This window comes from Bacillus sp. NPDC093026 (genome assembly GCF_044754665.1).
Classification (GTDB): Bacteria; Bacillota; Bacilli; order Bacillales; family Bacillaceae; genus Bacillus; species Bacillus maqinnsis.
Genome location: NZ_JBIVPN010000007.1, coordinates 126,953 through 148,595 on the forward strand (window position 1 = coordinate 126,953; position 21,643 = coordinate 148,595).

Consider the following 21,643-nt stretch of genomic DNA (forward strand, 5'->3'; position numbering starts at 1 on the left):
CTCTCCTTTATATTAGAGTGATGTTTGCTGAGACTTTTTCGTATGTATATACCTTTGAAGTTTAAATTGCCATAAAGGCATACAAACAAGTACAAGATTATGAATAAAATGTGCGACCAATACACAAATAAAACCATATTTTACGAAAAGGAAGCCAAGGAAACATCCGAATACAAAAAGATGCATCCATCGAATCCATCTAGGATCATACCCTGTGACTTGATGCATGATAGCCCACAACAAAGATGAGAGTAAAATTGACAACACAATATTTTCACTTAACCAAAATAGTAAGGAAATGATTAAAAGTCGATAAATCACTTCTTCCCCAATAGAACTCTGCAGACTCATATTTAACCCTTGTCTTAAGGTAAAGCCTGATAAGAACATACTTCTATTCGATAATTCTGGGGAAATGCGCAAATGATTTCGGCTCTCTAATAAATAAAAAATAAGAGATGTGATCCCTAAACTGATTAATCCGGCACCAAGCCCTATAAAAAACTGACCACCGAACTGATCTAACCCTTTCCAATTCAATTCATTCGCAAGCGCCTCTCCTGCCAATGAACATACAAATACTACAAATCCTGTAAGTAATCCTGCAAGAAGTGTTGATATGACCCCAAGTAAACGTACCGTACTCACGCTCATTCTTGCATCGTAAGCATTTACAATTGTCAACTGTATATCTTCCTTGATCGTAAGAGATTGTACAAAAACGATACATAAACCGAGTATAAGGCTAAGCATGATTTGAGTTTGAACTTCCATCAATACTAAGACGAGAATCGCCATCACCATTGCTGCAGCCGACCCCAACATACCTGAAATGCCAAAAGTAGATTCTACTTGTTCATCTCGTATCACTTTATTCATCTGATCTGTTAGAATCTCTGCATCTGTTCCTATATAGGTGATAACACCAGCTTGCATTTCAACCGTCAGCTTCAGCCGAACATCTTCCTCTTCTGCAAGATACCAATACGTTTGAATTTTGCGAAAGTCCTCTTCCTTTGAACCTGAACCAGTTGTTTTTGCCTTCGTCCATAGTCCTTTGGAAGATCGGGTTAATTGCTGCTTTAATATTTCCGGTGATAATTGTTCAGCTTTTTTAGATAGTGATTTTTGACTCACATCTGCATAAAAGAACGTCACTTCACGTCTAGCATTCACTCCTACAACAAATGATTGGTGTTGATGGACAAAGCGAACTCGCCATGATTCAACCAAACCTAGATCGTGAAGTATGCTTCGATTTTTCTTCAGTAACCCTAAATGATGGAGTTTGTTCACTGTCTCATGATCGTACCAATAGACTGAATAAACATCCCATTCATCAACATTGACTCCTACAAATTCTTTGATAAATTCAATGCTGATTTCTCTTGCTTCACGTTTATCTAAAAGGTTTGACTCAATGGTCGACGTTTTATACTTAAGAAATAACACAATCCCTATCAACCCAAGCCCACCCCAAAAAATGAATGTAAAGCTACTCATTTGCCATTCCAGCTTTCATTTCGTTTTGAAAAGGCAAATCTGGTTCCGATAATTCAACTTTCCCTATGCATTTGCAGTTTTTCGCTTCACACTTTAATTGTAATAGACGTGCGGGTGAACCAATATCAGATAGATGATCATGTAATATATGGCCTAGAGAAACATCTTCCAATTGACAAGGCGTTACATAGCCGTCCGCTCTTATATACCAAGCTAAGTAGCCAGGCGTACAAAAATCAGTCGTAAAAGAACTCTCTTCATGCCCCCAATCAATTATATTCAAGTGATTCCCCCATTTATGACGTGCTTGCTGTAATTGACTTTGAACACGCTGTTCAAAGTCACTGTCCAGCGCTTTAAAATTTTTTGTTGCACGCCCAACAGACAATGTTTTCCCAGCACGGAAAATTGAAGCATTCGCATTTGCACAGTGATCAATAACCTCTGATACTTGGTCTGCATTCATTTCGTTAATGGTCATTGCAACAATGACAGGTACTTGAGCTTCTGCCAAATGTTTGATCGTTTGCATACTCTCATGATAAGCACCTTTTCTACCTCTAAGTGAATCATGCGTATCACTCATGCCATCAATGCTAATTTGTACAGATACATTTCCAAGATGACTAAGCAATTCTATTTCTTCACGTCTCCAGTTAAGTCCGTTGCTAAAAACATTAACATTTGTAAACAAGCAACTGGCAGCCATAACGATTTCTTTAAATCCTTTTATTAATTTTGCTTCTCCTCCAGTTAAAGTAACATCTGCTACGCCTTGCGCTGCTAACTTTTGCATCACCATGATCCACTGTGAACGATTTAATTCGTTCGGATAGGGCTTGCCCGAACTGGCATAACAAAAGGAACAGCCTAAGTTACAAGCATTGGTTAATTGCAGAGTGCAGCTAACAGGCATATAGGTCTGCAGCGACCCAGAAATTTGAATCGGTCGATCCAACAAACCCTGTGTCCATGCTTCTGTAAAAGGGTGAGCACTCAGTTCGTCTCGAAGCTGATCTGCAGTCAGTTCTTCCTTTTTCACAATTTCCCAAATACGTGCGGTTTTGGCCAGATCTTTATTTTTGGACAATAAAAATGCCAGTTGAGCACCCCTTCCGCTTAGTCTAAAATAATACATCGACTTCCTATCTATCATGACAGCTCCATGAGGCTGTAAATGGATGGCTAGTTCAGGTAAATCGTAATCTACTACTTGATTATTTGACATAAATAGACACCCCTTTTTGAAGTATAAGGAGTTAGCAAAATATGCTCAACTCCCTATGTTACCATTAAAGAGCCCGCATAGCAGGATGTGGTAGTACACAAACACGTGTCATGGCAATACTTTTTGAGGCCCAGCACCCCATACATCCAGCCGCCTTCACAATGGAAGTACCACCTTGGCGCTTAAGGGCTTTTTTACTCACAGATTCCCATTCTTTTTGGTTTCTTTTCATAAGTAAAACCTCCTCTTAAATTTTGCATAGTGTCAATAGACCCACCTACCATGCACCCTGATATTACCATATGAAAGGTGTCGAAGTAAGGGGAATTTTGTTATTCATCCTAAAAAAATCCTCATTAGGAAAAATATATAAATGGTAGTGAGAGATTGAACAAATAAAAAAGATTGGACAGCAATATCCAATCTTTTCGTCTCATCTTTTCTCTATATGGTGGTTTTGAAACAATCCTCATTAGAAAGAATGCGTTATTAATACTAAATTAGATTTATCAATATTGTTTTTTTATCGTAAGTAATATTCTTTATCACCCCAATTGCATTGGGTACTGTAAGATTTCACACAGGAAATCTTACTTATTCTCCTTTTAAGCTCTTGATCTTAAATTTTTCGCTTAAAGAAATTTTTGCCAAATCTACTTCCAGTGTTTCCCGATTCTCTTTAATTCATTTATTTACTTTAAATGATCTTTTTTCGCCATAAAAACACCCCTTTAGACAATCATATCCAAAGGGGTAAAACGGTACAATTTTATTTCTAATCTAGTTTATCAATCATCCTTTTCCCTATTCCACCGTCACACTCTTCGCAAGGTTACGTGGTTTATCCACATCACACCCGCGGTGAAGTGCAGCGTAGTAAGCAATTAGCTGTAATGGGACAACAGATGCAAGTGGTGCAAGTGCTGGGTGTACAGCTGGAAGAACGAAACGGTCGCCTTCGTCTTCTAGACCTTTCAGTGAAATGACACATGGATTAGCACCACGTGCAACGACTTCTTTGACGTTACCGCGAATGCTAAGGTTCACATGCTCTTGTGTTGCAAGAGCGATAACTGGTGTGCCTTCTTCAATTAGAGCAATGGTTCCGTGTTTGAGTTCCCCTCCAGCAAAGCCTTCTGCTTGAATGTAAGAGATCTCTTTTAGCTTAAGAGCACCTTCTAGACAAACATAGTAGTCAAGTCCTCTTCCGATAAAGAAAGCGTTACGTGTCACTGTGAAGAAGTCACGAGCGATTTGTTCCATTTCATCCTTTTGATCGACAAGGGCTTCCATTGCGTTTGCTACAATCCCAAGCTCTTTCACAAGATCAAAGTCAAGAGATTGACCATTTAATTCTGCAGCGACAGATGCTAGGATCGCAAGAACAGCGATTTGCGCTGTGTATGCTTTTGTTGAAGCCACTGCAATTTCTGGTCCAGCATGCAGAAGTAATGTGAAGTCCGCTTCACGTGATAGCGTTGAACCTGGCACATTTGTAATCGTTAATGCTTTATGGCCAAGCTCTTTCACTTGAACAAGTACAGCACGGCTGTCCGCAGTCTCCCCAGATTGAGAAAGGAAAATGAATAGCGGCTTTTTCGATAAAAGCGGCATGTTGTAAGAAAATTCACTTGCCACATGAACTTCCACAGGAACTTTCGCCCAATCTTCAATATATTGTTTACCGACAAGTCCTGCATGGTAGCTCGTTCCGCAAGCCACAATGTAAATTCGGTCTGCTTCTGCTACTGCGCCTGCGATATCGCCAGCGACAGACAGCTTACCATTTTCATCTTGATATTCTTGGATGATTTTTCGCATGACAAGCGGCTGTTCATCCGTTTCTTTTAACATGTAGTGAGGATATGTGCCTTTCTCGATGTCGCTTGCATCAAGCTCAGCAATATAAGAAGGACGTATCATGATGTCACCGTCAAGGTTCTTAATGATGACCTCGTCTTTTGTGACAATGACCATTTCTTTATCCATTAATTCCGCATATTCGTTCGTTACTTGAAGCATCGCCATTGCGTCAGAAGCCACAACGTTGAAGCCTTCACCAAAACCAACTAAAAGCGGGCTTTTGTTTTTCGCCACATAGATTGTTTCTTTGTTTTCGTTATCGAATAGAGCAATTGCGTAAGAGCCTTTTAGTTGAAGAAGCGTTTGACGGAAAGCTTCCTCTGTATCAAGACCTCTATTCACAAATTGTTCGATGACTTGAACAACAACCTCTGTATCTGTGTCGCTTTTTAGTGTGACGTCTTGTAAATATTCACGTGTCAACTGAACATAGTTCTCGATGACACCGTTATGAACAAGCGTAAAACGGCCAGAAGCACTCTGATGCGGATGCGCATTAAGATGGCTTGGTACACCGTGTGTTGCCCAGCGTGTATGTCCAATTCCTGCTGTTGATGCCACGTTTGCATCAACGACTTCACGAAGCTTAGCGATACGTCCTTTTTCTTTGAACACATGCACGCCATCTTCGTTTGCCACAGCAATACCTGCTGAGTCATACCCGCGGTATTCAAGCTTCTCTAAACCTTTTAATAAGATTTCCTTCGCATCATTCTGACCAATATAACCTACGATTCCACACATATTTTTCTTCCTCCCGATGATGAGAAAGGGGACAAAGAAAGCCTACTAAAATAGAAGGGACATTTCTTCGTCCCTCTCTACATGTTTAATTTGGGAGATCATGTGTATTCCCTTTGTTCAAAGAGTCACCTCTTTGGTTTAAAGAAACACTTGCGGCTGTGATCTCTTTTGATCAGCCGGGAGGCATCCGCCGAAAATTCGATAACCTCCATCCTCGTCAACTAAGCATCTTTTATCCGATCGCTTAGTTCGGGCGCTATCATTATAAGAGTTACGAACATCTACCCTGCCTTTCCTGCTAGAATAATAATCCAATAACACAAGGATGATTGTACTACAAGGTCTGACCTCCGTCAATCACATTTTAGCGGGCATCACCTTCCTTCAGAAAGTTATACCTCTTTACACTATATGCGAAGAGGCTTGGCACGTTCTACCTTTGATGTGCTCTCCTATGTATGAGCAAGCAACAGCATAATGCCCTCGATTATATCATTCGTACAGGATGCCTCTCTTATGACGTATATTTTTTAAAAAAGCAAACCGCTACTATGCGATTTGCTTTTATTTTTTATTCGATACCCATTTCTTCCTTCACTACAGCTGTAATTCGAGTAACATACTCCTCACACAGCTCTTTCGTTTTGGCTTCTGCCATCACTCGTACAAGCGGTTCTGTACCAGATGGGCGCACAAGAATACGGCCATCACCGTTCATCTCTTTTTCCACCTCTTGGATGACCGCTTTGACTTTTTCATTTTCTTCCACTTTATATTTATCAGACACTTTGACATTCACAAGAAGTTGCGGAAACTTTTGCATTTCCGCTGCAAGTTCTGACAATGTTTTTCCTGTCGCTTTTAACGTATTGACGAGCATGATCGCAGAAAGCATCCCGTCACCCGTCGTATTGTAATCAAGGAAAATCAAGTGACCTGATTGCTCGCCGCCGACATTATAGCCATCCTTTTTCATAGCCTCTACCACATAACGGTCGCCGACAGCAGTTTGAATACTCTTGATGCCTTGCTTTTCTAGCGCTTTGTAGAAACCTAGGTTACTCATAACCGTTGATACAACCGTGTCATCCTTTAGTCGACCTTCACTCTTCAAATAACGTGCACATATGTACATAATTTGGTCTCCGTCTACGATTTCGCCTTTTTCATCTACTGCAATTAATCGGTCGCCGTCACCATCAAAAGCAAGGCCAATGTCTGCTCCCTTCTCCTTCACAAAAGCAGAAAGTGCCTCTGGATGAGTTGAGCCTACCCCATCATTGATATTCAACCCGTTTGGTGATGTCCCCATTGTCGACACATCTGCATCCAGATCTGCAAATAAGTGAGTCGCAAGGGAAGATGTTGCGCCGTGGGCACAATCAAGCGCCACGTGAATACCTGTGAAATCCTCATCCGCTGTCTGTTTCAAGAATTGCAAATATTTCTGACCGCCCTCAAAATAGTCATTCACTGTCCCAAGATCGGCTCCAACCGGACGTGGTAAATGGTCAACTGGCTGATCCATCAACTGCTCAATTTCATTCTCCTGCTCATCAGACAGCTTAAAGCCATCGCCGCCGAAAAATTTAATCCCATTGTCTTGAACTGGATTGTGAGAAGCAGATATCATGACGCCCGCTTCAGCATCCATTGCTTTTGTTAAATAGGAAACACCAGGTGTTGAGATCACACCTAAACGCATGACTTCAGCTCCAATAGAAAGCAAGCCTGCAACCAGTGCTCCTTCTAGCATATGACCGGATACACGCGTATCTCGTCCAACGAGTACCTTTGGACGTTCTTTATCCTTCGTGAGGACATAGCCGCCAAATCTCCCAATCTTAAAAGCGAGCTCTGGCGTTAATTCGCTATTAGCCACACCCCTTACACCATCAGTTCCAAAGTACTTGCCCATGTTTCAATCGCTCCTTTTTTACCATTCAAGAGGACGCAGCGTCCTCTTTTGTATCTTCTTTGATACGTTGCCTTTGACTCGATTCTATCTTGCCTTTATCCTGTGTCGATTGCTCTTTACTCTTATCTTCTTGATCATCATCGTCCGGCGATTGATCCCTTCGATCATTTTTAGAAGCAGGTTGATCCTCCGAATCGGTTGAGATGAGTTTGACCTTGACCTTCGATCTTGATAATGACCATGTCACATTTTGAGGGCCATTCACTTGCACTTTGACCTCATGTGAACCTTCGTTCAGATCTGCGACATTGATATAGGCATCAACATCTGAAGCTTTTAGATGATCAATTGCGCTCTTTGACCCTTTGGCTGTCAATGTAATCCGTCCAGAAGATGGACTCACAAATTGAGAGGTGAGATTCTTACTAAGGCCCACGACGGATATCGGCACATTATCTATTTTTTTCTGCTCAGCTGTTGCAACCTTCACTTTGATTTTGACTGTTTCAGGTGAAACCTTTTTCACACCATCTGGCAACGGAATTTCCGCATCAATCTCTGTATCATCTTTAATTTTACTAAGGTCTAGCTTGACTCCATCAATAAAATCAAGTGCATCCAGTACCTTTTGAGAACCGTATACCGTGACCTCACTCGGGCTTGTCTCGATGCTTGAGATACTAATCCCATCCGGTAAATTACCTGTCCGCTCAATCTTAAACGGAACCTTTTTACTCGGACTTGTGATGGGGACTGTAATATCGACAACCGATGGACTTACTTCAACCGGCAACTCATTTCCATTGCTATCGTATACTGTGAGCTTCGCTTCTTTTTGAATTTGTTCATCGACATCCTCTAAATTGACAAATGCTTTAATAACAGAAATTTTGTCAATGACATCCTTCGACCCAGTGACTGTTACTTTTTTCGGATTCACAATTGGCTGTTCTGGTGAATAGCCGTCTTTTATTTTATTTTGATTGTAAAATTCTGTTTCAACAGGAAATTCCGCTGATGTTTTCTCTTGTATCGTTACGGTCGTAACAGATGGGTTAATCGTTAGGGTGAGACCCTGCGATACACCTCTTGCCTTCAACTCCACCTTATGTGTACCTGTCGTTAAATGTTGCATATCTGCGTAAATTTCAAAGTTTTTTGTTTGTCTAGCCGTTTTCACAGCACTTGTTGATCCTTTAATGGTGACATTGACTGTCTGTGGTACACCTGTGACGACATATTTTTCGTCATCATAATATGCTTTAACAGGAATGTCTGTTAAGGTTGCTTCATCAGTTGTAGATGTTGGAAAAAAGGATTCACCGATTTTTTTCGGCGAGGGCGCTTGCGCTGAATTGACTGCTCCATACAGCAATAAAGCGAAGACCAATGCAAGAAACTTTACAGCCCAGCGATTATTTAAAATCTTATCCATTTTTCTTGCCCCTCCAATACCATTTGGTCGAGGAAGCATCTTTGCTGTTCTTACTAAACTCAGCAATCAGCATTTCTTCAAGCGCTTCTTCTGTCAATTCTCGATGGAGATCTCCATTTCTCGCAACACTGATACTGCCTGTCTCCTCCGAGACGATGACTGTTAAGCTGTCAGTCACTTCACTAATACCTACAGCCGCTCTATGACGGGTTCCCAGTTCCTTTGAGATAAAAGGACTCTCTGACAGCGGCAAATAACAAGCCGCAGCTGCAATCTCATCACGCTTCATAATCACAGCACCGTCATGAAGTGGTGTATTCGGAATGAAAATATTAATGAGCAGCTCAGAACTCACCTTTGCATTCAAAGGAATTCCTGTCTCTATGTAATCATTCATCCCAGTATCGCGCTCAATTGTCAATAGCGCCCCTATTCTACGTTTTGCCATATAATTAATTGCTTTTGTAATTGCCTCGATCGTTTTTTTCTGCTGTTCCTCTACAGGTGTCCCGCTTCTTGAAAAGAAACGGCCGCGCCCAAGCTGCTCAAGTGCTCTCCTTAGCTCTGGCTGAAAAATAATAATGATCGCAAGGAAACCCCATGTAATCGCTTGATCCATCAGCCATTGAAGTGTGTTTAGACCGAGATACGCACTTCCCATTCTGACGAGAACAATGACCACAATTCCCTTTAAAAGCTGAACAGCTTTTGTTCCGCGGATGACCATCATTAATTTATATATCACATACCAAACAACGAGAATATCAACAGCATTACCGAGGTACTGCAAAAAAGGAATATCCCCTAAAGCCATTTCCTCGTCCTCCAGAATTTTTAAGTTTCTTCGTATGTTGCATTTTTTATAAAAAAAGAGCCTATGTATAAATACATAGCGTGGCTATTATATCACATTTTGTTTCAGCAAGGAAAATGGTTGCCCTATATAGTTTACATTGCGACAAGTATAACCGCCGATCGAATAGAAAAAGAGCAGCCTCACTAGGAGTCTGCTCTATGTTGTTTGATTACTTTTGCTCCTCTGGTCCAATCACCCGCATCACTTCTTGTGCTGTGGATTTCATTTTATACCAGATCCAATCAAACACTTCATTAATTTCATTGATTTGACCAGTGACTTGTCCGGCAGAAGCTGTCAACTGTTCTCCATTGACGACCGTTACATTTCCATCAACCTTGCCCTCTACAATCAATTTGCCATTTTTGACAGTCACATCACCTTTGACGGTTTCCCCTTTAGGCACTGTTACTGTACTATTTTCAACAACGAGATTCGGCTGCTTAGACACACTGAAATTATGATCAGTATTCCAGCTTGTAAACAGACTGCCTCCCATCAATATCACAAAGAGAGCAGCGGCTACCATCAGTGGGTGAGATTTGATCCATCTTTGAATCGACACGCGCTTTTTCTCCTTTGGAAGACCACCCATCACCTTTGCAGTGAAATCTGACGGTGCTTCTATATGAGACGTACTCTGCACAAGCGCAACGGATTTCTCAATTTGTTGAAAATGAGTACGGCACTCCTCACACGATTGCAGATGGGTCTTTAACTCTTTTTCATCTTCGGGCATGATATCCCGGTCTAAATACTGATGCATAAGCTGGACGATTTTATCCTGACAGCTCATCAAAATCACCTCACTCAAAGGTCTCTCAACTGTTTCCGGAGAGCCTCTCTCCCCCTGTGTATTCTCGTTTTCACCGTACCAACTGGTATATTCAGAATTTCACTAATTTCTTTTAATGAGAGTTCATCAATATACTTTAGTACGATGACTAAACGATATTTATCAGGTAATCTTAAAATTTTTTGCTGAATGGTGCTCGATAATTCAAGAGACAACACCTCATCCTCTGGCAGAACGCCGTCGGCAGCAATTTGAGAATACATATTGAGTCCTTCTGTTCCTGCAACCTCTGCATCTAAATAATAATCCGGCTTTTTTTTGCGAATACGGTCGATGGTCAAGTTGGTTGCAATGCGATACAGCCATGTGGAAAACTTACGATCCACATCATAACTTTCAATATTCACATAGGCACGAATGAAAGCTTCCTGCGCAATATCCTCCGCTTCATGTGCGTTCCCAAGCATACGATAGCATAGCTGATAAATTTTGTCTTTATACAGGTCTACAATGTCTGTAAAAGCGTTCTGGTCGCCTTTTTTTACTTGCTTAATTCTTTTTTTAATTATTGTTTCCATAGTATATTCAACCTCTGCCTTCACCGGTCTTTATGTATACGAACCTTTTACCAAAAGGTTTCATTCTCCTCTAAAAAATAGTGTAACAAATTTTTGACAGCGTGTTATGCATATCAGCTGGTAAAAACCTTAACATATCCTTAAAATTCATTCTCTTTTGCTTACAATAAAAAAAGACCGGGAACAAATCCCGATCTACAATAACTTTTCACCCATTAAAGAGCCAATTAAAGCAACAGCCGCTTCTGCTGTTTTATTTCGCTCATCTAATACTGGATTAACCTCAACAAATTCAGCAGAAGTCAAAATGCCCGATTCCTCTAAAAGCTCCATAGCAAGATGACTCTCTCGATAACTCATTCCACCTGCAACTGGTGTCCCTACGCCAGGGCATTCTGCTGGATCTAATCCGTCTAAATCAAGAGACAAATGAACACCGTCGGTTCTCTCCTTTAAATACGAAATAGATTCCTCCATTACCTTCGTCATCCCCAACCGGTCAATCTCATGCATCGTATATACCTTAATGCCTTTTTCTCTAATTAACACACGCTCTCCTTCATCTAAGGAACGAGCACCAATTAAAATAACATTTTCAGGTTTTACTTTTGGAGAATAACCACCAATATTCGTTAAATCAGAATGCCCAAGACCAAGACTGACTGCAAGCGGCATTCCATGGATATTCCCAGAGGGAGACGTTTCCTCCGTATTTAAATCACCGTGCGCATCATACCAAATAACACCTAGATTTTCATAATGCTTAGAAACTCCTGCCAATGTTCCAATTGCAATGCTATGATCACCGCCTAAAATCAGCGGGAATGAACCTGACTGAACAATTCCATCTACCTTTTCAGCAAGCAGCTTATTCGCACTCGCATTCTCCGTTAAATTTTTTAATTTCTCACTCGTATACAGCCCTTTTTCATCGTCCCTTTGCTCGACTGGAATATCTCCTAGATCTTCCACATCAAATGAAAGCGATTCCAATTTTTCCTTTACTCCTGCACACCGAATCGCACTTGGCCCCATATCCACGCCTCTTCTCATTTGACCCAAGTCCATTGGAACACCCACAAGTGTAACCTTCTTTTGATTTTTTCCCATATGTACATCCCCTTTCCGTTCATGCTTTTATTCTACTGTCTCGATGCCTCCTGACTCAACTCGACAACATTTTGAATAGTTATACAACATAAAAAAAGACACCTTTTTTTGAAAAGGTGTCTTGACTGGGCTAGCTGGATTCGAACCAACGCATGACGGAGTCAAAGTCCGTTGCCTTACCGCTTGGCTATAGCCCAAAAATGGTGGAGGGGGACGGATTCGAACCGCCGAACCCGGAGGGAGCGGATTTACAGTCCGCCGCGTTTAGCCACTTCGCTACCCCTCCACATATAAAATTGATAAAGAAAAACAGTGCCGGCAAGAGGACTTGAACCCCCAACCTACTGATTACAAGTCAGTTGCTCTACCAATTGAGCTACACCGGCATATTATGGTGGAGGATGACGGGCTCGAACCGCCGACCCTCTGCTTGTAAGGCAGATGCTCTCCCAGCTGAGCTAATCCTCCACATCATGGTGACCCGTACGGGATTCGAACCCGTGTTACCGCCGTGAAAGGGCGGTGTCTTAACCGCTTGACCAACGGGCCAATTTTGTCAAGTTTACTGTTTCCTTGAAGCTGACAAAAGTTATTATATACAGGTTGTTCCCTTTTTGTAAAGGGGAATTTTATTATTTTTATTTTCTAACAATTCACCTTATCGTAAGTCATCTTCATTTTTGAAATGAAATTTCAATATATAAATATAATATTGAAATTTCATGCCAGAATGAATATACTGAAAATGAAGAAATAACAGGCGCAATGCCAGGAGGTATATCACATGCAGCCATCTCAACTGCGTTCTTTAACAACTGAATCAAGAAATCCTCACACGATGAGAATCTCACAAGCTAATCCACTTGAAATACTTCAGATGATTAATGAAGAAGATATGAAGGTCGCTCAAGCGGTCAATCGCGTACTTCCACATGTGAAAACAGCAAGTGATTTTGCCGATGAATCCATCACAAATGGAGGAAGATTGATCTACATGGGCGCAGGGACAAGTGGGAGAATCGGTGTCATGGATGCCGTTGAATGCCCGCCCACTTACAGCGTCTCACCTGATGTGATTGTAGGCATTATGGCAGGCGGAGACTCAGCCTTTTCTCAAGCTGCCGAAGATGTAGAAGACAGTGAAGAAGCCGGCAAACAAGATTTGAGACGGATCCAACTTTCTTCAAAAGATACTGTCGTCGGCATAGCGGCAAGCGGTAGAACACCTTACATTATTGGCGCTTTAACCTATGCAAAATCTATTGGGGCAAAAACAGTCGCCCTCAGCTGTAATGAACAAGCAAAAATTAGTGAGCTGGCAGACTGCGCCATTGAAGTCATCGTTGGGCCTGAAGCCATCACCGGCTCAACACGAATGAAAGCTGCAACCGCTCATAAAATGATTTTAAATATGATTTCTACATCAGTCATGATCAGACAAGGCAAAGTATACGAAAACCTAATGGTCGATGTAAAAGTGAGCAATCATAAATTAAAAGAACGAGCCATCGCCATTATTCAACATGTGACAAATGCTTCCTATGAACAAGCTCTAAAAACCCTTGAGGCTGCCGAATTAGAAGTCAAAACAGCCATCGTCATGCTCCAGGCAAAAACAGATAAGAAAACAGCAAAGAATTTACTTCATCAAACGAACGGCCACATCGACAAAGCCATACTACGTCATCAATCTTAAAGGAGGCGGTTATATGTCAGCAGGTGGACTCACCCTACTACACACAATGAAATCAAAGCTCCCCCAATCTGAAAAAACCATTGCAGACTACATTCTTGCCTATCCTGACAAAGTCATTAAGAGCACAGTACATGAAATCAGTCAGGCTGCCGGTGCAAGCAGTTCAGCTGTCGTTCGCCTTTGTAAATCTCTTGGGCTTGATGGATATCATGATTTAAAAATGAGGATCGCTGGAGATTTAATGAATGCAGACAAACAAGGCTACCGAGATATTGAACAAGATGAACCACTGAACTCCATCATTCAAAAGACAGCGGGAAACTCTATTCAATCCATTCGAGACACAGCCTCTATTTTAAATGTAGAAGCTTTAGAAAAAGCCGTTCAACTGCTTCTCTCTGCGAAACAAATACACTTTATCGGTGTTGGTGCATCAGGTATCGTCGCAGCCGATGCACAGCAAAAATTCTTGAGAATCAACTATGCGGCGACAGCATTTACTGACATGCATATTGCATCCACTGTCATCGCAAACGCAGGAAAAAATGACATCGTGTTCGGTATATCCTTTTCAGGAGAGACCGAAGAGATTATTCATGCTCTTCAGCTCGCAAAAGATCATCAAGTGAAAACCGTCGCCTTAACGCATCCAGGTCATACCAGCGTTTCTTCGTTGTGTGATGTTCACCTAACGACTTCTGGTTCGAATGAAGCACCTTTTCGCAGCGCTGCCACTTCCTCTAGAATGGCACAGCTTTACTTAATTGATGTCTTATTTCTCAGCCTAGCTTCCCGTCAATATGAACAAACAGCTCAATATATTGACAAAACAAGGCATGCCATCCGCTCCATGAAAAGAAAATCAAAGGGGGATTCAACATGAGTCATCAAAATAAATATCAGCAGTTAGCGGAAGAGATTCTTTCGCTTTGCGGTGGTCCAGATAACATCTCTTCCCATACACATTGTATGACACGTCTCCGTATTACACCAATCGACAACGAGAAGATTCAATTGGCAAAGATCCATGAACTTGATGGCGTCATCGGCGTTGTTGAAGCTGAAACACTCCAAATTATTTTAGGCACTGGCGTCGTAAACCAAGTATCAAGTGCGTTTGAACAACTGCTGAACTCATCCAATACGTATGACCTGAAAAACGAAGCACAAAAGAACAAACAAGTCATTTCACAAAAAAATCGCACACCCTTCAAATTATTTTTACGCCGCATTGCCAGCATCTTTATTCCAATTATTCCTGCGCTTGTTGCCTCAGGACTCATTACAGGTATTACAAAAGCAATCGTGCAAGCGGGCTGGCTTGATGAGAAATCCCAAGCTTCGATTATTTTAACCGTCATTGGCTCAGGCTTGTTCGCTTACCTCGGTATATTAGTTGGTACAAATGCCGCAAAAGAATTTGGTGGCTCTCCCGCATTAGGAGCGTTAGCTGGTATTCTCATTATCAACCCAGCTTCTGCCGATATTATGTTATTTGGTACAAATATTCTTCCAGGAAGAGGCGGATTAATTGGGGTTCTTCTTGCAGCCATTTTTATGGCACTAGTTGAAACCCGTATAAGACGCTTCGTCCCGCAATCTCTCGATATCATCATCACACCAACATTCACATTACTCATTACAGGAATTTTCACGTACATGATCTTCATGCCTGTCGGTGGATTTATATCTGATGCCATTACCTCAGGATTGACTTACTTATTAAACATTGGCGGTATTTTTTCAGGATTTGTTCTTGGCGCCACCTTCCTTCCACTTGTAGTTACAGGACTTCACCAAGGCTTAACACCTATTCATATGGAGCTCATCAATTCCATTGGGGATGATCCTCTTTTGCCAATTCTAGCTATGGGTGGTGCAGGTCAGGTCGGTGCTGCATTCGCTATCTTTATGAAAACAAAGAAGAAAAAGCTAAAGAGAGCCATTGCAGGTGGACTTCCTTCAGGCATGCTGGGCATTGGAGAGCCGCTCATTTTTGGTGTAACACTGCCGCTAGGAAGACCTTTTTTAACAGCCTGTCTCGGTGCTGGAATAGGCGGCGCATTTCAAGCCTATTTCCAAATAGCAACAAAGGCTATTGGCGTCTCAGGTCTTCCGCTTACCTTCATTGTACACACACATCAAATGGTCCTTTACTTAATCGGCCTGTTTATTGCGTATGTCGCTGGATTTATTTTCACATACTTATTTGGCTTTCATGATGACATGGCTGTTGAATTCGAGGAAACCACCAATTAAGGAGGTCTAAATCTTGAAGAAATGTTTTCTACTAACGACATGCCTGCTCATGCTCCTTGGCTTACCTGTACAAACATTTGCAACTAGCTCCCTACCTGTATCGTCTTCGTCTAAAACAGCACCTGAAGAATATCCCATCTTAAAAAAAGCAAAACGACCGGAACAAGTAGGTTTTTCTTCTAGGCAGCTTAGGAAGGTTGATCAAATGATTCAAAACGATATCAAAGCAGGATTCCCAGGAGCCGCTCTTATCATCATCAAAAACGGGAAAATCATACATCAAAAAGCGTACGGCTATCGACAAAAATATGACGGCACAAAGGAACTCAAATCGTATAAAAAAATGAAAAAGGACACACTTTTTGACCTTGCGTCCAACACAAAAATGTATGCCACCAACTACGCTCTGCAAAAGCTCGTATACGAGCAAAAACTAGATGTAAATGAAAAAATCCAGTCCATCTTGCCAGACTTTAAGGATGAACCAAATGCAAAGGTAACTGGCAAAGATCAACTTCGCGTGAAGGACCTTCTGACTCATTCCGCTGGGCTCCCTTCAAGTGTATTATTTTATAGTAAAAAAGCGGCTGGCTCATTTTTCTCACAAGACAGACAAACAACAATGAAATTGTTACCAAAAGTGCCTCTTCAATACGTGCCAGGAACCCAGCATATTTATAGTGACATTGATTACATGCTTTTAGGTATGATCGTCGAGAAAAAAACTGGGCTGCCTCTTGATCAATATGTAGAGTCCACCATCTACCGGCCATTAGGACTCAAACATACAACATTTAATCCACTGCAAAAAGGGTTTCAACCAAAGCATTTTGCAGCAACGGAACGTTTAGGTAATACACGTGACGGTGTGATTGATTTTGAAAACGTTCGTCGATACACACTCATTGGCCAAGTACACGACGAGAAAGCTTATTATTCAATGGCAGGTGTCTCCGGTCATGCTGGTCTTTTCTCGAACATATCAGATATGGCCGTACTGCTTCAGCTCATGCTGAACAAAGGTGGCTATGGGAAAACGACAATCTTTGATCAAGCTTCTATTGATCTCTTTACGACCTCCTCAGAGACGAACCCAACTTACGGTCTAGGCTGGAGAAAAAACGGACATACTGACATGGAATGGATGTTTGGAAAACATGCAAGTAACGAAGCTTTCGGCCATACTGGATGGACAGGAACAATGACTTTAATTGACCCAAAGTACCAACTGGGCGTTGCCTTGTTGACAAATAAGAAACATTCACCAGTCGTTTCACCCAATACCAACCCAAATCAATTTGAAGGCGATCTTTTTCCAACGGGTACTTACGGAAAGATCATGACAGCAATCTACGAATCTTTTAAGTAAAAGGAGGCATTTGATGTTAAAATCTCTCTTCCCTGCTGCTCTTCTTTTGGCCTTGCTGACCTCTTCCATCCCAACGGAAAAGGTCAACTCTTCCCCTATTCCAACCGCCAAACAAATGGTTCAAGGCATGTCACTTGATGAAAAAATTGGTCAGATGCTCATGCTAGACTTTCGCAATTGGCAAACAAAAGATGAATCCACCCCTACAGGCTTAACGGAAATGAATAAAGAAGTATCTCACATTGTGGAGAAATATCATCTAGGCGGCGTCATTTTATTTGCAGAAAATGTCGTGAATACGAAACAAACCGTCAAACTAACTCATGATTTCCAAAAAGCCTCACCGAACATTCCTTTACTCATTTCTATTGACCAAGAAGGCGGAATCGTCACAAGACTACAAAAGGGAACACATTTCCCAGGAAATATGTCGATTGGTGCCTCTAGAAGTAACAAAAATGCATACAACACAGGAAAAATCATCGGTAAAGAACTAAAAGCATTAGGTATTAACACAAACTTCTCTCCTGTTCTTGATGTGAATCATAACCCTAACAACCCCGTCATTGGCGTCCGTTCCTTTAGCTCTGACCCTGAACTTGTCACTAAGCTTGGCCTGCAAACCATGAAGGGACTTCAAAAAGAAGATACCATTTCAACATTAAAGCATTTCCCAGGACATGGTGATACGGCTGTTGATAGTCATTATGGATTACCTCTTGTGGAACATGATCTCGAACGATTAAAAAAAGTTGAACTGTATCCTTTCCAACAAGCGATAAACGCAGGTGCTGATATGGTCATGACCGCACATGTTCAATTTCCCGCCATTGATGACACCACCTATAAAAGTAAAAAAGATGGCGAGGACATCATGGTGCCAGCCACCCTGTCAAAAAAAGTCATCACACATTTATTAAAAGAAAATATGGGCTTTCAAGGAGTTGTTGTCACTGACGCCTTAAATATGAAAGCAATTGCAGATAATTTTGGACAGGAAGAAGCCGTGATCATGGCTATTAAGGCAGGAGTCGACATTGCTCTCATGCCAGCGCCTGTTACGTCCTTAAAAACAGAGAAAAACCTAGAAAATGTGTTTAATGCTTTAAAACGAGCCGTTCTAACAAAAGAAATCCCGATGTCTCAAATCAACCAATCTGTCGAAAAAATCCTTCAATTGAAGATCAAGCGCGGCATCATTTCCACTAAAAAGCCAGTAAGCCTTGAGAAAAAAATCAAAAAAGCCTCACAAGTGGTTGGAAAAAAGTCACATCGCAGAACAGAACAAAAAATGGCCCGAGAAGGAATCACACTGCTGAAGAACAACCATAAAACCTTACCTTTCAAGCCAAAAAAGAATAACCGGATTCTTGTCATGGCGCCTTATCAAGATCAGACTGAAGCCATGTCGGTCACTATACAATCACTGATTAAACAAAAAAAGATCAAACCAGTGCGTATTCAAACATATGCCTTTGCTGACCGAGCCTTCTCAAAAGAAATAGCCAACTTCATTAAAGAAGCTGACTATGTCATTACCGGTTCTTACGTTGTACAAAACGACCCTGCTGTTAATGATGGGATAATTGATGACAATGTACAGGATCCAAAGAAATGGGCAACTGCCTTCCCTCGTGCTGTATTGAAAGAAACAAAATCACAAAACAAAAAAATGGCAATTATGAGCCTAAGAAACCCTTATGATGCAGCGAACTTTGAAGAAGCAGACGCATTACTCGCTGTCTATGGTTTTAAAGGCTACGCAAATGGACAATTCAACCAACCGAATATTCCGGCTGGGCTGGAAGTGATTTTTGGAACTGTAACACCTAAAGGGAGACTGCCAGTTGATATCCCATCTGTGACCCAGCCGAATCAAACCCTTTATCCATTTGGCTATGGACTAACCATGAAAGGTAAATTGATGAAATAGGAGGGTTCCCCATGAAAAAAACAGCAAGTTTTGTACTCTCAAGCATTCTTATGATGAGCACATTGACCGCCGCTTCCCCTGCAGATCATGGACGTTCGGATACAAAAATGGTGAAAACGGGTATCGAAACACTACTCTCAAGTAACCTCTCATGGATGAAAGGAAAAAAAGTAGGGCTTATTACCAACCCAACTGGCATTGATGCAAACATGAAAAGCAGTGTCGACCTCTTATTTGAACATCCGAATATTCAATTGTCTGCTCTATATGGACCCGAACACGGCGTGCGTGGAGATGCGCAGGCGGGTGAAGGGATTGAATCCTATACAGATGAAAAAACTGGCTTACCCGTTTACTCATTGTATGGAAAAACGAGAAAACCTACTCCTGACATGCTGAAAAATATAGATGTGCTACTGTTTGATATTCAAGACGTCGGCACTCGTTATTACACTTATATCTACACCATGGCCTATGCAATGGAAGCGGCTAAGGAAAACAACATACCATTTGTCGTCCTAGACCGTCCCAATCCATTAGGCGGCATAAAAGTAGAAGGACCTGTATTAGAGCCCGAATATGCCTCATTTGTAGGTCTCTATCCGATTCCATTAAGACATGGAATGACCACCGGAGAACTGGCACGTATGTTTAATAAAGAATTCAACATCAACGCAGATCTGACGGTCATCAAAATGAAAAATTGGAAGCGTTCCATGACTTTCGATGACACGAAACTTCCTTTCGTCCTTCCTTCACCTAACATGCCGACTGTCGACAGCACCTTTGTTTACCCTGCAACGGGCTTAATTGAAGGCACAAATGTTTCTGAAGGAAGAGGAACGACAAAACCCTTCGAGCTCATTGGTGCTCCATATATTAATAGTAATGAACTAGCAGATCGATTAAATCGTTTGAAATTAAAAGGCGTTCAATTCAGACCTGTCTCTTTCACTCCAACCTTTTCAAAGCATGCCGGCACTCTTTCTCACGGTGTCCAACTATATGTGAAAGATCGTTCTTCATTTGAAGCCGTCAAAACTGGGTTGTCCATCATCAAAACGATACATGATTTATATCCTGAAGACTTTCAATTCCTTCAAACAGAAAGCTTTCATAAGCTTATCGGCAATGGTTGGGTAAGAGAAGAGATCAACAAGGGCACTTCAGTCAAACACATCATGAAACGCTATCATCATGACCTCAAAACATTTGAAAAGAAACGAAAGGGATACCTCCTCTATTAAAAACGATCATGAAATGAAGAAAACATTTCTAACAAAAAAGCCTCCACCAAGAAAAGTGGAGGTTGATTCATGATAAAGACTTGGTCACCAAAGGTGTTTTCCGCTCAAAACGATTGAGCAAATTGCCAAATAAGAAGCAAGCACTTGCTGAAACAGCATGTCAATCACAACGGGAACAGCTAAAGCAGGAGGAAAAAGCTAATGGCAAGCACGGTTCTACTCCCCAAAAGCTTGGGAACATCCCCATCGTCGGCTAGGCAGGACGCATTTTCAAAGGCGGAAAAGCCATCTACAAAACCACTCAAGCCACCACAGCCGCAGTCAGAGCGGTTTTATAAGACATCACAAAAATCCTTTGACGTCCTAAAAACATCGCAAAAAAGCTTGTACGGACTTACTACCGCAAACAACTTTAGCGAAGCGATTACAGAAAGAGGTATGAGATTTTAATTTTTGAATGTTGGAACAACGTTGAAGAGAGCTACCAAAACATTCTCAAATCTTAATTAACCTATTAAATAATTTTAATGAACAATATACACAATGGACATACGAATTCGGTTATAAATACAATTCTAAAACCTTGATTGACTAAATACCTTTCACGTTTTTTGTTTTTATTGGACTTCAAACCGACAAAAAAACGAGAAAAGGGGGGATAAAGAGGCATGGTTGCCGATGCAATTTCGAATCTTTTGAAAGCAAGGTAATACGAACCTAATTAAAAAAATAGACACAAAAAAAGCCTTCTCACCTTCGAGAAACCTTGTCATATCAGCATATAGAGGAAAGCTTCCAAGCGGGCTCGAACCGCTGACCTCTTCCTTACCATGGAAGTGCTCTACCTACTGAGCTATGGAAGCATGGCTCCGCAGGTAGGATTCGAACCTACGACCGATCGGTTAACAGCCGATAGCTCTACCACTGAGCTACTGCGGAATGGATAAAGTGACTTCTTCCATTGGAAGGATATAATCAAAAAGCTTGGCGGCGTCCTACTCTCACAGGGGGAAACCCCCAACTACCATCGGCGCTGAAGAGCTTAACTTCCGTGTTCGGTATGGGAACGGGTGTGACCTCTTCGCTATCGCCACCAAACCTGATGGAG

Annotated in this window: 16 protein-coding genes, 7 tRNA genes, 1 rRNA gene and 2 pseudogenes; 7 read left to right on the top strand and 19 right to left on the bottom strand. The window is 41.5% G+C overall.

Translation table 11 applies throughout. The features are described from left to right. Positions 1 to 12 precede the first annotated feature (12 nt). The 15 genes from ACIQCE_RS14150 to ACIQCE_RS14220 all read right to left on the bottom strand — a co-directional run bounded on the left by ACIQCE_RS14150 (position 13) and on the right by ACIQCE_RS14220 (position 12,580). The gene (locus ACIQCE_RS14150; RefSeq protein WP_400495561.1) at positions 13 to 1,464 is read right to left on the bottom strand and encodes a CPBP family intramembrane glutamic endopeptidase; all 1,452 of its coding nucleotides are present in this window, start codon (positions 1,462 to 1,464) and stop codon (positions 13 to 15) included. Positions 1,465 to 1,495: 31 nt separating this feature from the next. Further along, positions 1,496 to 2,731 (bottom strand): sporulation killing factor system radical SAM maturase, encoded by a 1,236-nt coding sequence (skfB, locus tag ACIQCE_RS14155; protein WP_400495562.1) that lies wholly within the window; start codon positions 2,729 to 2,731, stop codon positions 1,496 to 1,498. 64 nt (positions 2,732 to 2,795) lie between these two features. Then, a complete protein-coding gene (gene skfA / locus ACIQCE_RS14160) occupies positions 2,796 to 2,963 on the bottom strand; it encodes a sporulation killing factor (RefSeq protein WP_353853933.1) in 168 nt (55 codons plus the stop codon). A gap of 572 nt (positions 2,964 to 3,535) precedes the next feature. Then, positions 3,536 to 5,338, bottom strand: coding sequence for a glutamine--fructose-6-phosphate transaminase (isomerizing) (gene glmS, locus ACIQCE_RS14165; RefSeq protein ID WP_400495563.1), 1,803 nt, complete (start codon positions 5,336 to 5,338; stop codon positions 3,536 to 3,538). 571 nt (positions 5,339 to 5,909) lie between these two features. Continuing rightward, positions 5,910 to 7,256, bottom strand: a complete 1,347-nt coding sequence (gene glmM / locus ACIQCE_RS14170; RefSeq protein WP_400495564.1) for a phosphoglucosamine mutase — start codon at positions 7,254 to 7,256, stop codon at positions 5,910 to 5,912. 25 nt (positions 7,257 to 7,281) lie between these two features. Continuing rightward, positions 7,282 to 8,691: a CdaR family protein gene (locus ACIQCE_RS14175; protein WP_400495566.1), complete on the bottom strand. Its 1,410-nt coding sequence runs from the start codon at positions 8,689 to 8,691 to the stop codon at positions 7,282 to 7,284. Further along, entirely contained in the window at positions 8,684 to 9,505 is an 822-nt protein-coding gene (gene cdaA, locus ACIQCE_RS14180; protein WP_353853946.1) for a diadenylate cyclase CdaA, read from the bottom strand. The genes ACIQCE_RS14175 and cdaA overlap by 8 nt, the downstream gene beginning before the upstream one ends. 211 nt (positions 9,506 to 9,716) lie before the next feature. Further along, entirely contained in the window at positions 9,717 to 10,343 is a 627-nt protein-coding gene (gene rsiW, locus ACIQCE_RS14185; RefSeq protein WP_400495567.1) for an anti-sigma-W factor RsiW, read from the bottom strand. Between the two features lie 14 nt (positions 10,344 to 10,357). Further along, complete coding sequence (gene sigW / locus ACIQCE_RS14190; protein WP_400495568.1) at positions 10,358 to 10,921, bottom strand: RNA polymerase sigma factor SigW; 564 nt, start codon at positions 10,919 to 10,921, stop codon at positions 10,358 to 10,360. Between the two features lie 195 nt (positions 10,922 to 11,116). After that, positions 11,117 to 12,031, bottom strand: coding sequence for an arginase (gene rocF, locus ACIQCE_RS14195; protein ID WP_400495569.1), 915 nt, complete (start codon positions 12,029 to 12,031; stop codon positions 11,117 to 11,119). Positions 12,032 to 12,156: 125 nt separating this feature from the next. Continuing rightward, positions 12,157 to 12,228 (bottom strand) — tRNA-Gln (locus ACIQCE_RS14200). A 4-nt stretch (positions 12,229 to 12,232) separates the two neighbouring features. Further along, a tRNA-Tyr gene (locus ACIQCE_RS14205) sits at positions 12,233 to 12,317 on the bottom strand. A 27-nt stretch (positions 12,318 to 12,344) separates the two neighbouring features. Next, positions 12,345 to 12,417, bottom strand: a tRNA-Thr gene (locus tag ACIQCE_RS14210). A gap of 6 nt (positions 12,418 to 12,423) precedes the next feature. Continuing rightward, positions 12,424 to 12,499 (bottom strand) — tRNA-Val (locus tag ACIQCE_RS14215). A gap of 6 nt (positions 12,500 to 12,505) precedes the next feature. Further along, positions 12,506 to 12,580 (bottom strand) — tRNA-Glu (locus ACIQCE_RS14220). A 235-nt stretch (positions 12,581 to 12,815) separates the two neighbouring features. On the opposite strand from ACIQCE_RS14220, the gene murQ reads away from it, so the two are divergent. Genes murQ through ACIQCE_RS14250 form a run of 6 tightly spaced genes read left to right on the top strand, consistent with a single transcriptional unit; the run spans position 12,816 to position 20,535 of the window. Beyond that, entirely contained in the window at positions 12,816 to 13,727 is a 912-nt protein-coding gene (murQ, locus tag ACIQCE_RS14225) for an N-acetylmuramic acid 6-phosphate etherase (RefSeq protein ID WP_400495570.1), read from the top strand. Positions 13,728 to 13,740: 13 nt separating this feature from the next. After that, positions 13,741 to 14,610 (top strand): MurR/RpiR family transcriptional regulator, encoded by an 870-nt coding sequence (locus ACIQCE_RS14230; protein ID WP_400495572.1) that lies wholly within the window; start codon positions 13,741 to 13,743, stop codon positions 14,608 to 14,610. Continuing rightward, positions 14,607 to 15,986 carry a PTS transporter subunit EIIC gene (locus ACIQCE_RS14235; protein WP_400495573.1) on the top strand — a complete coding sequence of 460 codons (1,380 nt, stop codon included), beginning with the start codon at positions 14,607 to 14,609 and terminating at the stop codon, positions 15,984 to 15,986. Before ACIQCE_RS14230 ends, ACIQCE_RS14235 begins: the two co-directional genes overlap by 4 nt. 13 nt (positions 15,987 to 15,999) lie before the next feature. Continuing rightward, on the top strand, positions 16,000 to 17,355 hold the full coding sequence (pbp4b, locus tag ACIQCE_RS14240) for a penicillin binding protein PBP4B (RefSeq protein WP_400495574.1): 1,356 nt from the start codon (positions 16,000 to 16,002) through the stop codon (positions 17,353 to 17,355). A 13-nt stretch (positions 17,356 to 17,368) separates the two neighbouring features. After that, entirely contained in the window at positions 17,369 to 19,288 is a 1,920-nt protein-coding gene (locus ACIQCE_RS14245; protein WP_400495575.1) for a glycoside hydrolase family 3 protein, read from the top strand. A gap of 11 nt (positions 19,289 to 19,299) precedes the next feature. Further along, positions 19,300 to 20,535, top strand: a complete 1,236-nt coding sequence (locus ACIQCE_RS14250) for an exo-beta-N-acetylmuramidase NamZ family protein (protein ID WP_400495576.1) — start codon at positions 19,300 to 19,302, stop codon at positions 20,533 to 20,535. A gap of 67 nt (positions 20,536 to 20,602) precedes the next feature. Here the strand turns inward: ACIQCE_RS14250 and ACIQCE_RS14255 are convergent. Then, positions 20,603 to 20,730 (bottom strand): annotated as a pseudogene (locus tag ACIQCE_RS14255) (bile acid:sodium symporter family protein); the annotation flags it as partial. Positions 20,731 to 20,768: 38 nt separating this feature from the next. On the opposite strand from ACIQCE_RS14255, the pseudogene ACIQCE_RS14260 reads away from it, so the two are divergent. After that, a pseudogene (locus ACIQCE_RS14260) lies at positions 20,769 to 20,976 on the top strand (T7SS effector LXG polymorphic toxin); the annotation flags it as partial. Positions 20,977 to 21,325: 349 nt separating this feature from the next. Here ACIQCE_RS14260 and ACIQCE_RS14265 read toward each other — a convergent pair. The 3 genes from ACIQCE_RS14265 to rrf all read right to left on the bottom strand — a co-directional run bounded on the left by ACIQCE_RS14265 (position 21,326) and on the right by rrf (position 21,633). Continuing rightward, positions 21,326 to 21,398 (bottom strand) — tRNA-Thr (locus ACIQCE_RS14265). A gap of 1 nt (position 21,399) precedes the next feature. Continuing rightward, a tRNA-Asn gene (locus ACIQCE_RS14270) sits at positions 21,400 to 21,474 on the bottom strand. A 43-nt stretch (positions 21,475 to 21,517) separates the two neighbouring features. Next, positions 21,518 to 21,633 (bottom strand): 5S ribosomal RNA (rrf, locus tag ACIQCE_RS14275). Between the last annotated feature and the right edge of the window lie 10 nt (positions 21,634 to 21,643).

Excerpts from the sequence above, each read along its gene's own strand:
- ACIQCE_RS14230 (WP_400495572.1), top strand. The coding sequence starts at position 13,741 with ATGTCAGCAGGTGGACTCACCCTACTACACACAATGAAATCAAAGCTC.
- cdaA (WP_353853946.1), bottom strand. The coding sequence starts at position 9,505 with ATGGCTTTAGGGGATATTCCTTTTTTGCAGTACCTCGGTAATGCTGTT.
- ACIQCE_RS14245 (WP_400495575.1), top strand. The coding sequence starts at position 17,369 with ATGTTAAAATCTCTCTTCCCTGCTGCTCTTCTTTTGGCCTTGCTGACC.
- glmS (WP_400495563.1), bottom strand. The coding sequence starts at position 5,338 with ATGTGTGGAATCGTAGGTTATATTGGTCAGAATGATGCGAAGGAAATC.
- sigW (WP_400495568.1), bottom strand. The coding sequence starts at position 10,921 with ATGGAAACAATAATTAAAAAAAGAATTAAGCAAGTAAAAAAAGGCGAC.
- ACIQCE_RS14250 (WP_400495576.1), top strand. The coding sequence starts at position 19,300 with ATGAAAAAAACAGCAAGTTTTGTACTCTCAAGCATTCTTATGATGAGC.
- ACIQCE_RS14175 (WP_400495566.1), bottom strand. The coding sequence starts at position 8,691 with ATGGATAAGATTTTAAATAATCGCTGGGCTGTAAAGTTTCTTGCATTG.
- ACIQCE_RS14235 (WP_400495573.1), top strand. The coding sequence starts at position 14,607 with ATGAGTCATCAAAATAAATATCAGCAGTTAGCGGAAGAGATTCTTTCG.
- glmM (WP_400495564.1), bottom strand. The coding sequence starts at position 7,256 with ATGGGCAAGTACTTTGGAACTGATGGTGTAAGGGGTGTGGCTAATAGC.
- murQ (WP_400495570.1), top strand. The coding sequence starts at position 12,816 with ATGCAGCCATCTCAACTGCGTTCTTTAACAACTGAATCAAGAAATCCT.
- skfB (WP_400495562.1), bottom strand. The coding sequence starts at position 2,731 with ATGTCAAATAATCAAGTAGTAGATTACGATTTACCTGAACTAGCCATC.
- skfA (WP_353853933.1), bottom strand. The coding sequence starts at position 2,963 with ATGAAAAGAAACCAAAAAGAATGGGAATCTGTGAGTAAAAAAGCCCTT.
- rocF (WP_400495569.1), bottom strand. The coding sequence starts at position 12,031 with ATGGGAAAAAATCAAAAGAAGGTTACACTTGTGGGTGTTCCAATGGAC.
- rsiW (WP_400495567.1), bottom strand. The coding sequence starts at position 10,343 with ATGAGCTGTCAGGATAAAATCGTCCAGCTTATGCATCAGTATTTAGAC.